General features: G+C 49.5%; 11 protein-coding genes. 5 read left to right on the forward strand and 6 right to left on the reverse strand.

Features of this window, described 5'->3' with window-relative positions; genetic code table 11:
* Window positions 1-199: 199 nt before the first annotated feature.
* The 5 genes from dnaK to RGU75_RS05025 all read right to left on the reverse strand — a co-directional run bounded on the left by dnaK (window position 200) and on the right by RGU75_RS05025 (window position 7395).
* Window positions 200-2143, reverse strand: coding sequence for a molecular chaperone DnaK (gene dnaK / locus RGU75_RS05005; protein ID WP_322233565.1), 1944 nt, complete (start codon window positions 2141-2143; stop codon window positions 200-202).
* 144 nt (window positions 2144-2287) lie between these two features.
* The gene (gene grpE / locus RGU75_RS05010) at window positions 2288-2827 is read right to left on the reverse strand and encodes a nucleotide exchange factor GrpE (protein WP_322233567.1); all 540 of its coding nucleotides are present in this window, start codon (window positions 2825-2827) and stop codon (window positions 2288-2290) included.
* 563 nt (window positions 2828-3390) lie between these two features.
* Window positions 3391-4497 carry a ferrochelatase gene (gene hemH / locus RGU75_RS05015; RefSeq protein ID WP_322233569.1) on the reverse strand — a complete coding sequence of 369 codons (1107 nt, stop codon included), beginning with the start codon at window positions 4495-4497 and terminating at the stop codon, window positions 3391-3393.
* A gap of 154 nt (window positions 4498-4651) precedes the next feature.
* Window positions 4652-6331: a DNA repair protein RecN gene (gene recN / locus RGU75_RS05020; protein ID WP_322233571.1), complete on the reverse strand. Its 1680-nt coding sequence runs from the start codon at window positions 6329-6331 to the stop codon at window positions 4652-4654.
* Window positions 6332-6468: 137 nt separating this feature from the next.
* A complete protein-coding gene (locus RGU75_RS05025; RefSeq protein WP_322233573.1) occupies window positions 6469-7395 on the reverse strand; it encodes an NAD kinase in 927 nt (308 codons plus the stop codon).
* 64 nt (window positions 7396-7459) lie between these two features.
* Between RGU75_RS05025 and RGU75_RS05030 the strand changes: the two genes are divergently transcribed.
* The gene (locus tag RGU75_RS05030) at window positions 7460-8197 is read left to right on the forward strand and encodes an HAD family hydrolase (RefSeq protein WP_322233575.1); all 738 of its coding nucleotides are present in this window, start codon (window positions 7460-7462) and stop codon (window positions 8195-8197) included.
* 151 nt (window positions 8198-8348) lie between these two features.
* Window positions 8349-9371: a heat-inducible transcriptional repressor HrcA gene (gene hrcA / locus RGU75_RS05035; protein ID WP_322233576.1), complete on the forward strand. Its 1023-nt coding sequence runs from the start codon at window positions 8349-8351 to the stop codon at window positions 9369-9371.
* 127 nt (window positions 9372-9498) lie between these two features.
* Here hrcA and fur read toward each other — a convergent pair whose 3' ends face one another.
* A complete protein-coding gene (gene fur / locus RGU75_RS05040; RefSeq protein ID WP_322233579.1) occupies window positions 9499-9918 on the reverse strand; it encodes a ferric iron uptake transcriptional regulator in 420 nt (139 codons plus the stop codon).
* A gap of 80 nt (window positions 9919-9998) precedes the next feature.
* Between fur and RGU75_RS05045 the strand changes: the two genes are divergently transcribed.
* The 3 genes from RGU75_RS05045 (at window position 9999) to RGU75_RS05055 (ending at window position 12431) form a co-directional block, all read left to right on the forward strand.
* The gene (locus tag RGU75_RS05045; protein WP_416186785.1) at window positions 9999-10586 is read left to right on the forward strand and encodes an outer membrane protein assembly factor BamE; all 588 of its coding nucleotides are present in this window, start codon (window positions 9999-10001) and stop codon (window positions 10584-10586) included.
* Between the two features lie 22 nt (window positions 10587-10608).
* Window positions 10609-11415 (forward strand): 4-hydroxy-tetrahydrodipicolinate reductase, encoded by an 807-nt coding sequence (gene dapB / locus RGU75_RS05050; protein WP_322233583.1) that lies wholly within the window; start codon window positions 10609-10611, stop codon window positions 11413-11415.
* A 323-nt stretch (window positions 11416-11738) separates the two neighbouring features.
* Window positions 11739-12431 carry a MotA/TolQ/ExbB proton channel family protein gene (locus RGU75_RS05055; protein ID WP_322233585.1) on the forward strand — a complete coding sequence of 231 codons (693 nt, stop codon included), beginning with the start codon at window positions 11739-11741 and terminating at the stop codon, window positions 12429-12431.
* Window positions 12432-12475 lie beyond the last annotated feature (44 nt).

A 12475-nucleotide genomic window follows, 5' to 3' on the forward strand; every position in this document is an offset into this window, starting at 1 on the left:
TCGCACTCTGATCATTAACTTCGCCTAAAGCTGAAGCATTTGCAAAAACCTCAAGCAATTTCAAGGCCAGAATCAATCCCGCAGTTGCAGCAACATAGCAATTTGTTCAAAGCGAAAACGCCGAACAGAGCTTTAAGCTATGTCCGGCGCGTCAATGCAGTACCTTGGAGAACCCTCCAAACCACTGCCCGGACGGGTTTTACTTATCTTTTACTTCTTTAAAGTCGGCGTCAACGACGTCGTCTTCTTTTGGCTTGCCTTCTGATGCGCCACCACCTGCGGCAGCACCTTCAGCACCGCCAGCCGCAGCTTGCTGCGCTTGCATATCGGCGTACATCTTCTCGCCAAGTTTTTGCGCCGCAGTGCTCAAGGCTGCTGATTTGTTGTCGATGGCGGCTTTGTCGCTACCCTTCAACACTTCTTCCAGTTCCTTGATCGCTGCTTCGATGCTTTCTTTCTCTGCCGCTTCCAACTTATCGCCGTATTCAGCCAGCGATTTGCGGGTTGAGTGCACCAGAGCATCGCCTTGGTTATGCGTTTCAGCTAGCTCTTTCAAGCGCTTGTCGTCTTCAGCATTCAATTCAGCATCACGCACCATCTTTTGAATTTCATCTTCAGTCAAACCAGAGTTTGCCTTGATGGTGATTTTGTTTTCCTTGCCGGTTGCTTTGTCTTTCGCGCCGACGTGCAAAATACCGTTCGCGTCGATATCGAAAGTCACTTCAATCTGTGGCGTACCGCGTGATGCTGGCGGGATACCTTCCAGATTAAATTCGCCCAGGCCTTTATTACCGGCAGCCATTTCGCGCTCACCCTGAAACACTTTAATTGTTACGGCTGGCTGATTGTCGTCTGCTGTCGAGAAAACCTGGCTAAACTTGGTCGGAATAGTCGTATTTTTCTTGATCATCTTGGTCATCACGCCACCCATTGTCTCGATACCGAGCGACAGAGGCGTTACGTCCAACAACAACAAGTCTTTACGATCACCAGACAATACCGAACCTTGAATCGCGGCACCAACGGCAACCGCTTCGTCTGGATTGACGTCTTTACGTGCATCTTTACCGAAGAATTCTTTTACTTTCTCTTGCACTTTAGGCATACGCGTCATACCACCGACCAGGATGATATCGTCGATGTCAGATACTTTGACGCCCGCGTCCTGAATCGCAATACGACAAGGTGCAATGGTCTTTTCGATCAACTCTTCGACCAAAGACTCCAGCTTGGCACGTGTCATCTTCATGGTCAGATGGACTGGTGCGCCGTTAGCCATGGCAATGTACGGCTCGTTGATTTCGGTCTGTTGTGACGATGACAACTCAATCTTAGCGCGCTCAGCGGACGCTTTAATACGTTGCAGTGCAATCGCGTCTTTACCCAGATCGATACCGTTAACTTTCTTGAACTCGTCGAGGATGTAATCAATCATGCGTTGATCGAAATCTTCACCACCGAGGAAAGTATCGCCATTAGTCGACAGCACTTCAAACTGCATTTCGCCATCAACGTCGGCGATTTCAATGATCGAGATGTCGAAAGTACCGCCACCCAAGTCATACACAGCAATCTTGCGATCACCTTTTTCGGTCTTGTCCAGTCCAAAAGCCAATGCGGCTGCGGTTGGCTCATTGATGATACGTTTCACATCAAGACCAGCAATACGGCCAGCGTCTTTGGTTGCCTGACGTTGTGCATCATTGAAGTATGCAGGAACGGTGATAACCGCTTCTGTGACTTCTTCGCCGAGGTAATCTTCAGCGGTTTTCTTCATCTTGCGCAGCACTTCTGCAGCGATTTGCTGCGGTGCCAGTTTTTTGTCGCGCACAGCAATCCATGCATCGCCGTTGTCGGCTTTAGTGATCTCGTAAGGCATTAACGAGATATCTTTTTGCACTTCTTTTTCGTCGAACTTGCGACCAATCAGACGCTTGGTTGCGTACAGCGTATTTTTTGGATTTGTGACAGCCTGACGTTTAGCAGGTGCACCGACCAAAATTTCGCCGTCTTCCTGATAAGCGATCACGGATGGCGTAGTACGCACGCCTTCGGAGTTTTCAATAACCTTAGGCTTGCCGCCTTCCATGATGGAAACACAAGAATTTGTCGTACCCAGATCAATACCGATAATTTTACCCATGATGCTGTCCTTTACTAAATTTGTTGAATTTTGATATGCTAAATATTGGGAGAAAAATCAAGCTTTCAAGCCTTTTCAGCGGAAATGAGCGATTATTTTTGATTTTCTCGCTTATTTACACGCTTATTTTCACTTAATGCCGACTTATTTACTTTGAGCAACAGTGACCAGCGCCGGACGTAACAGGCGGTCTGAAATCATGTAGCCCTTTTGCAATACGCTCACGACGGTATTTGCCTCTTGCTCGGCTGGTACCATTGAAATCGCCTGATGCTTCATCGGATCAAGACGCTCGCCCGGTTCTGGCGAAATTTCGAGAAGGCGATTTTTATCGAACGCTGCAACCAACTGCTTCAACGTCATTTCCACACCTTCCTTTAACGACTCGACAGAAGGTGTTTCCAGTTTCAATGCGATTTCCAGACTGTCCTTCACTGGAACCATTGCCTCGGCAAAATTTTCGATAGCGAACTTGCTGGCGCGCGCGATATCTTCCTGGGCACGACGACGAACGTTCTCGGTATCTGCCTTGGCACGCAAAAATGCATCTTGCAAATCAGCAATTTTGGCTAGCGCTTCTGCTAATTCGACTTCTAATGCTGATTCAGGCGTGACCGCCGCTTGTTCTTGAGCGATGGTATTTTCGGTTTCAACTTGCGCGGTCTGCTTTTCCATGTCTTCCATTCAAAAATCTCCTGCAATCAATGACTTAATGATGTGTTAAATCCGTTTAATGCGGTGTATTGCGATGTTTTAAGGTTTTGCGTCATCACGTGTGCAAAAAAAAGTTTTCCGGCGGCTTTTCGGCGCCCTTAAAACCACTTTAAAGCGGGACAAACTGATCTATGACTTGCCAAATGGGGCTATCCCCTACTTTTTCAAGGGGATTATGGCGTGTCAAATGTGTGGCGTTGCAACAATTTGTTTCACATTTTACCCCTTTGAATTTGCTGCGACGCATCAAGCGCACTATCATTTGGCTTTTACTCTTATTTATTCAAATTTCAAGGCATTCAAATTGAAAATTAAAAGTTATTAAAAGTTGACTCGTCAATAGGTGAATACCATGAAACTATCTCTCATTTCGGCCTTCATGCTGCTGTATATTTCACTAGCGGCCGGTTGGATAAGCTATTCACATTTAGTCGCGATTTATTAATAGAAAATCTATTAATTGCATTAAGGAGTAGAATCTGCCGACCACGACAGCACAGCATTCGTACCCATGATTCGTGGCATTAATTACTTCATCTCTCAGCACCGACGCGCAACGCCTCATCTTTTTGCACTTTCTCTTGCAGCTTTTGCTCAGCAACGTCATTGGGGGACAAATGGGTTGGCCAACCGATTAATTGCTCCTCTACCAACGTCGCCAAGCCTTGAATCCATGTTGATGATTCGTTCAGGCATGGGATCAGATAAAACTCCTTACCGCCTGCTTTTAAGAAATCGGCCTTTGCTTCGATACCAATCTCTTCTAATGTTTCCAGGCAATCACTGGTGAATCCTGGGCATATGACATCAACGCGCTCGACGCCTTGTTTGGCTAATTTTTCTAATGTTGGTGCAGTATATGGTTGCAGCCACTCCGCCTTCCCGAAACGCGATTGAAATGTCACCATATATTGCTCTTGTGACAAATCTAGCGCCTGTGCCAGCAATCTCGCCGTTTTATAACATTCACAGTGATACGGATCACCCAGCAGCAATGTCCGCTTGGGGACACCGTGGAAGCTCAACACCAACTTATCCGGCATCCCATTCATCGCCCAATGCGTCAGCACCGACTCTTTTAGCGCATGAATATAGGCTTCGTGATCATGATAATGCTTGATAAGACGTAACTCGGGCACATTGCGTACCTTGGCGTAATGACTAAATACGGCGTCAAAAATGGACGCCGTGGTGGTCGCCGAATACTGCGGATAGGCTGGAACAATGAGTACTCGATCACAGCCGTCCAACTTTAATTTGTCCAGCACCGATGACACGGACGGATTGCCATACCGCATGGCATAGGCAACCTGCACTTTGTGCCCACGTTGCCCCAGATAACCACGTAACAAGGTTGACTGCTTTTCGGTGTGCACTTTGAGTGGTGAGCCCTCATTTGTCCAGATCGACGCATATTTCAGGGCTGATTTTCCTGAACGAAACGGCAAAATAATGCCATGCAAAATCAACCACCAGATTGCCCGTGGGATTTCAACCACTCGCGTGTCGGAAAGAAACTCTTTCAAATACCGCCGCACCGCGCTAGATGTTGGCGCGTCAGGTGTTCCCAGGTTTACCAGTACGACTGCTGTTTTTGATGTCGTGCCGTGAGTGAAAGGTGGCTCTTTACGAAAGCGCATGCGAAATTCCTAAAAAATTATCTGCGGCACAATATAGTGAGCGCACTTGAAAGCTTGAATAAAACCAGTTCCTTGAAACTTCTTACTTAGCGCGCGTCATTGACCGCGCCGCCGCATTATCTGGGTAATGCGCAACACCGCCTTCGACGTTCCACTATGAAGCCAGTAACTCGCGTGCGTGCTTACGCGTTGTCGCGGTAATTTCAAGACCGCCCAACATCCGCGCGATTTCTTCCACTCTGCCCTTGGTATCAAGGCCATCAATTGCCGATACGGTTTTGTTGGCAGCACTTTGTTTACTTACCTGAAAATGCTGATTGGCTTGACTCGCGACCTGCGGCAAGTGGGTGACGCATAACACCTGACGCGCCTGACCAAGGCGTTTTAGCAAGCGGCCGACTACCTCGGCGACGCCGCCACCGATTCCACTATCGACCTCATCAAATATCAACGTTGGGGTAGCCGTGGCGCTTGACGTAATGACCGAAATTGCCAAGGCAATCCGCGCCAGTTCGCCTCCGGAAGCAACTTTTGCCAAGGGTCGAGGCGCAACTCCGGCATGGCCAGCGACCAAAAACTCAATTTGTTCAATGCCATACGCAGCAGGTTCACAAGGGTTTAAAGCGACTACAAAACGTCCACCATTCATACTCAACTCTTGCATCGCTATCGTCACGGTATTCGTCAAATTCCTGGCCGCTTTGGCGCGGGCCTTTGATAACTTTTGCGCCAATCCAAGATAGATCGTCTTAAGCTTTTCTTCCTGCGCGCGCAAAGCATCAAGATCGCTGGCATCGGCTAATTGCTGCAATTGGATGGAGAGCGTGACGAGCTCCTGCGGTATAGCATCAGGTTCGAGCCTGAACTTACGTGAAGCGGAGTGAATTGCCTCTAACCTGCGATCCACTTCGTTCAGGCGTGCAGGATCCAGCTCAACCCGGCTCAGATAATCATTGAGGGCGTACACCGCCTCTTGCAACTGAATCCGCGCTGATTCCAGGGCTTCCAATACCGGCTTCATATCCGCATCCAGATCGACTAATTTTCCAATCTTGATGTTGAGTCCTGATAACTGCGACAGCATGGGAATATCAGACTCTGAAATTATATTCAGCGCCTCTTGCGCGCCTTCGATCAAGCTGGCGGCATGCGACAAGCGACTATGCTCGTTGGTGATGTCATCCCACTCGCCCGGCTTGACCGCTAGTTTTTCCAACTCACTCACTTGCCATTCGAGGCGCTCGCGCTCCAGCAAAACGTTCTTGGCGTTTGTCTCAAATTCCTGACGTTGACGCGCCAATCCACGCCATTTTTTATACGCAGCCGCAACGATTTGCAAATCGTCCTGCAATCCTGCTTGTCCATCTAACAGTAGACGTTGTGAATCCGCTTTCAAGAGCGACTGATGCGCGTGTTGCCCATGAATATCGACCAGCATTTCGCCGAGTTCGCGCAATTGCCCTGCGGTCGCGGCAATGCCGTTAATGTAGGCCTTGGAACGTCCTGCGTTATCTATCACCCTGCGCAGCAGTACACCACCTTCTTCGCTCTCAAATTCGTTCGTGGTCAACCATGCTCTGACTGCTTCACTGGTGTCAATCGGGCTGCCTTCGCTGCGGTTTGATACCGAAAATTCGGCGCTGATGTCTGCTTTGGCCGCACCCTCGCGTACGACGCTGGCGTCACCCCGCCCACCTAACGCCAAAGCAAGCGCGTCGATCAGGATGGATTTCCCCGCACCGGTTTCACCGGTGAAGACAGTAAAGCCAGAGGCCAGGTCAAGCTCAATGGCATCAACGATAACAAAATCGCGAATGGAAAGGGTGCGCAGCATGGAATCGAATCAGGTTGTAGAACAAAATCGGTTTCAGGAAAGCGGACTAAGGTATCGGCGGTCAGCGCTGGTGACAATACCGTCGAAGCAGCAGTGTACTGCAATTGATCGCGCAGGACACCGCACCCATTCCGCAATTAACGCAAATGACCGTCTGCCGAAGGATACTCATTCCAGTGTAACTTCTGGCGCAGGGTTTCATAGTAACTCCAGCCAGCAGGATGTAAAAAAGTGATCGCGTGCTCAGAACGCTGGATGACGATGCGGTCCCCAAGTTGCAGACTGGTCAGCGACTGCATATCAAAATTAACATTGATCTCCCGACCATTGACAATTTCAATGACGATTTCGCTACTGTCCGGCACGACAATCGGACGATTGGACAACGCATGCGGTGCAATCGGCACCAACACAATGCCATTCAACGATGGATGCAGCAAAGGCCCGCCAGCAGAAAGCGCATATGCCGTAGAACCGGTGGGAGTCGAAACGATCAGGCCATCGGAACGTTGGTTATACATAAAACGACCATCCACATCGACCCGCAACTCTGCCATGCCGGAAGTACCGCCGCGCGAGACAACAATGTCATTAAACGCTAGCGCACTAAAAATAACGACATCGTCACGCTTGACCACGCCTTGTAATAAGGTCCGCCGTTCCGACTCGACATTTCCATCCAGCATTTCCCCCAATACCGGAAGCATGCGTTCAAGAGAAATATCGGTCATAAAACCAAGTCGCCCTTGATTAATACCGATGAGCGGAACATTGTAAGGTGCCAGTTGACGCGCAATACCCAACATCGTGCCATCGCCGCCGACAATGATCGCGGCATCGGCTTGCTGGCCGATTTGCTCGGGCGTCATCGCCTCGAATCCGGTTAAGGCAATATTTTGCGCGGTCTCGGCCTCAAACACGACTTTATGTCCGCGCACCTGAAGAAAGTCGGCCACCTCGGTCAATGAGTCGTCAATACCGGCGGCAAAATACTTGCCAACGATCGCAATAGTTTTAGGCAAACTAGGTAAATTCTGTTGATGAGATAATTTTATAGGCCACATGCCGCCGATTAGACCATAATTTGGGTCTGCATTAAAGCTTCTCTAGAGGATACTCCACGATTCCATGAATAATATCGCTAGTCACCGTCAACACTCGCCCAGCGCTGCACCCATTAAAGCCGTCTTGTTCGACCTGGACGATACACTTTGGCCAATCGTACCGGTATTGATCCGCGCAGAGCAATTATTGTATGACTGGCTTTGCCTCAACGCACCGGCCGTCTCGGAGGCATTTACGATCGCCAGTCTGCGGCAACGGCGTCAAGCGTTGAGTGCCACTAATGCCCTATTCAAAATTAATTTATCGGCTTTACGACACGCTGGACTGACTGAAGCATTTAATACTGTTGGCGAAGATATTAGCAAGATTGATGCCGCCATGGCGCTGTTTGCTGAGGCGCGTCATGCGGTGACGCCCTTTGACGACGTTCAACCGGTGCTATCTCGCTTAGGACAACACGTATTACTGGGTTCAGTGTCGAACGGATTTGCGGATCTGGAGAAAATCGGCCTGTCACAGCATTTCGCTATATCCATCGCCGCGCATAGCTTCGGCTGCGCTAAACCTGATCCCGCGATCTTCCATGCGGCGTGCCAAGCCCTTAATGTCAGACCCGAAGAAGCGGTCTATGTGGGTGACGATCCGCTTTTAGACGTGGTGGGCGCGCGTGAAGCTGGCTTGCGAAGCGTTTGGATTAATCGGTTTGACCGCGTATTGCCCGTTGGAATCGTAGCAGATGCTCAATGCGTCACGTTACATGAGCTTGAAACATGGCTGGAAGATCAATCCGCCAGCACGTAAAATCCCTCATAAAATCTCTTTTGATAGAGAAAATCCACGCCGACGAATAGGCGCGATTCGGCTTAACAGTGTATAAATACAATTATTAAGGGCCAGACACCTGTCAGACCTGGCTCATGGCAAATCACGCCAGCACTTACCAATAATCGCCATGCATCTTGATACTCGCGCTCAAACTCTTCTCAAAGCCCTCGTGGAACGCTACATCGCGGATGGGCAACCGGTAGGCTCGCGCGCACTCTCAAAAATTTCCGGGCTGGAATTATCTCCCGCGACCATACGCAATATCATGGCCGATCTGGAAGAAATGGGTTTTGTTGCGAGTCCGCATACCTCAGCGGGACGGGTACCAACGCCCCGCGGCTATCGTGTCTTTGTCGACACACTATTGACGGTCCAGCCGATTGACGAGGGCGTGCTCGAATCGAGAATGCAGGCAAGACTGCAAACTAACTCGCCGCAAAAGATCATCGCCAACGCTGCGCAAGTGTTGTCATCGCTCTCACAATTTGCAGGCGTGGTACTAACCCCAAGGCGTGAATCGGTGTTTCAGCAGATTGAATTTTTACGACTTTCTGAAAAACGTATTCTGCTCGTCATCGTCGGCCCTAGCGGCGATGTGCAAAATCGGCTCTTGTTAACAGATGTCGACTACACCCCTTCACAGCTCGTACAAGCGGCCAATTTTATCAATCAAAACTACGGAGGCCATAGTATTGATGACGTTCGCTTACGCCTGCAAACCGAAGTCCGCCAGTTGCGGGATGATATGAATCGACTCATGTTGGCCGCAGTTGAGGCCGGTAGCGAGGCGATGACCGACGATGCTGACGAAGTTGTCATTTCAGGTGAGCGCAATCTACTCAGCGTGACTGACCTGTCATCGAGCATGAGTTCCTTACGTAAGCTGTTTGATATGTTTGAACAAAAAACCAATTTGATGCGACTGCTGGACATATCAGGCAAGGCCACCGGCGTTCAAATATTCATTGGCGGCGAATCACAACTGGTTCCAATGGAAGAGATGAGCGTCGTCACCGCACCTTATGAGGTGAACGGAAAAATCGTGGGCACGCTGGGTGTGATCGGTCCGACGCGCATGGCATATCAACGCGTGATACCGATTGTCGACATTACAGCAAAGCTGCTTTCCAATGCATTAAGCCAGAACTAGTCTGGCTTAATAACTATTTCGGATCACTAAGTCTCGCTCAGTAAGAAAAACAGCAAGCATCGTTTAATGCCTTACGATCCGAAGCTTTGGAACGCACAGCATTAATGCTACTCGGCGCATGACCCAATTACTTTTTTACGCAATTCCGGCAGTGACCGTACAGCGCCAAGGCGTGATCCGCAATCTCAAAGCCACGCTCTGTGGCGACGGCTTTCTGGCGAACCTCAATTTCTTCGTCGTAAAACTCTTCGACCAGACCGCAGGTCAGACACACCAGATGATCATGATGCGATCCTTCGTTTAGCTCAAAAACGGCCTTGCCGGTTTCAAAATGATTACGCTGCAACAAGCCAGCTTGCTCAAATTGGGTTAATACACGATACACAGTTGCCAAACCGACATCAAGATTCTCGGTAAGCAAAATTTTATAAACGTCTTCAGCGCTTAAATGTCGGACTTCACTATTTTGAAATATTTCCAAAATTTTGAGTCGGGGCAAAGTAGCTTTAAGGCCACTAGCTTTTAGTTCGGATGGATTGTTAGGCATGTTTACGTCGCAAATGGATGATCTGCTTTATCATATAGCGTTTTAGCACAATTGCTCAATCAATTAAGATACTTATGCGAATGTTGCTCTCCCGTACTGCCCGCACCTCCGCCTTGACAATAGCTGCTGTTTCCATGGCTTTGCTGGCTGGCTGCGCATCAAAAAATCCTCTCATTGACGGACCGACTTCGGCATCCGGTGCCAATGCTGCTAACGCTAGTTCGGGAATACCGACTGGCGATACAGCAGGCGATGGCGTCCGAACCATAAAGAACCCCCGTTTTTTCGGAATCCTTTCACCTTATCGCTACAATATCCAGCAGGGTAATTTTGTTTCGAAAGAGATGATCTCGCAAGTTAAGGAAGGCATGACCACAGAGCAAGTATCTTTTGCACTGGGATCGCCGTTACTGACAGACATGTTTCACGCGAATCGTTGGGATTATGTTTTCCGTTTGCAAAAAGGCAATGGCGAAATCACTTCCAGCCGCGTCAGCGTTTTCTTCAAGGATAACCTTGTGGTCCGCGTAGAGGGTGGTGATCTGCCGACTGAAGCAGATTATCTTGCACGTATTTCGGGCGGCAATAAAGAAGCTAAAAAAGCCACCCAAGATAGTGGCATCGCAAAGGATGCGCCCGCACCTCCGCCGACAGCACCAACAAAATAACCAGTCAAAGTCTTAAATAACGATGAATCAAATGAAAATTGCTGTTGCTGGCGCGTCCGGTCGCATGGGACACATGCTGATCGAGGCCATCCAGAATGCAGAAGATGCCACATTAACCGGCGCGTTGGATGTGCAGACCGCGCCCGGATTAGGATCCGACGCCGCCGCTTTTCTGGGCAAGCCGTCCGGCGTGAATATCGAGTTCGATCTTGCTACGGGCTTGGCTAACGCTACCTTTTTAATTGACTTTACGCGTCCAGAAGGCACGCTTGCACATCTCGCCTATTGCGCCGAGCATGGCATCAAAATGATCATCGGCACGACAGGTTTTGATGAGGCTGGCAAGGCGGCGATCGCAGAAGCAGCAAAAAAGACAGCCATCCTGTTCGCTCCCAACATGAGTGTCGGCGTCAATGTCACCATGAAATTGCTTGAAATGGCAGCGAAGAGTTTTTCGCACGGCTATGACATTGAAATCATTGAAGCCCATCACCGCCACAAAGTCGATGCGCCGTCTGGCACAGCGCTGAAAATGGGCGAAGTGATTGCTGATGCACTTGGTCGCAAACTCGACGAAGTCGCCGTCTATTCGCGCGAGGGTGTAACCGGTGCACGCGATCCATCTACCATCGGCTTCGCTTCCATACGGGGCGGCGATATCGTTGGCGATCATACCGTGCTGTTTGCCAGCGATGGAGAGCGCGTTGAAATCACACATAAATCGTCCAGCCGTGTGACTTATGCCCATGGCAGTTTGCGCGCTGCGCGCTTTCTTAACGACAAAGCAACGGGTTTATATGATATGCAGGACGTTCTTGGGCTTCGCTGAGTAATTAGCAGAGTAATAAGCTGATTGTTACCATGATTTTTACGCAAATTCAGGGCCGGGCGATGTCAAAATACAAACAATGACTCGCCTATGGCATGGGAAGTGCGCAGCAGATAACACTAATTTGTTCATTAACCATGTTCGGCCTGCTTGTACTCGATTTTTACCCATACTTTGAGCGCTCCTCCTAGCTTCTCATGGCGAGTTTGATGTTGATGACTCAACCGACCTGGAGTTGCGCTCAAAATGTAATAAATTGTTGCCAACTAATGATCTTCACCTAAAGATCGTTATGCTGCCCCACCACCATCCGGATCAACAACATGAATGATAATCTCGGGTTCGCCCACTATTGGTCGCAAGGCGATGCTGTCTCTCACGGCGTAGCCTATTTGCTATTGCTGATGTCCGTGATTAGCTGGTACTACATTTTGTCCAAAGCCTTGAGTTCCTGGCGTATCCGGCGCAGCGCTTCATCGCTTGAAGGATTCTGGCAAGCACCGACACTAAATGATGCGATTGCCGTCATCAAACCGGTCGATACCGAAAATGTTTACGCACCTTTAGCCATACAAGCGGCCGACGCTGCAGGCATTCGGTCACCGATGACCAGCAAACCCGCCGCCTCGCTCAACGCCGGCACCGATCTTGGCGAACTGGTCACACGCACATTGCGACGAGAAATCAATCGCGTTTCGTCACGGCTGGAAAGCGGATTAACATTACTGGCATCAGTCGGTTCAACCGCCCCTTTCGTCGGTTTGTTTGGTACGGTCTGGGGTATTTATCATGCTTTGATGGCAGTCTCTGCATCGGGAACTGTGCAGATCGACAAAGTCGCAGGACCAGTTGGCGAAGCACTCATCATGACCGCACTTGGTTTGGTAGTTGCGATTCCCGCAGTACTAGCCTACAACGCGTTCACACGTGTTAATCGCGTTACACTGGCAGAGTTGGATGCGTTCGCGCATGATTTACATGCTTATTTGACGACTGGCAGTCGCGTTGGAAAATAATTTAGCCTCCTAATAGCCTTATACACTCATCACTAACTTCAGTC

Source organism: Glaciimonas sp. CA11.2 (genome assembly GCF_034314045.1).
In the GTDB taxonomy this organism is placed as follows: Bacteria; Pseudomonadota; Gammaproteobacteria; order Burkholderiales; family Burkholderiaceae_D; genus Glaciimonas.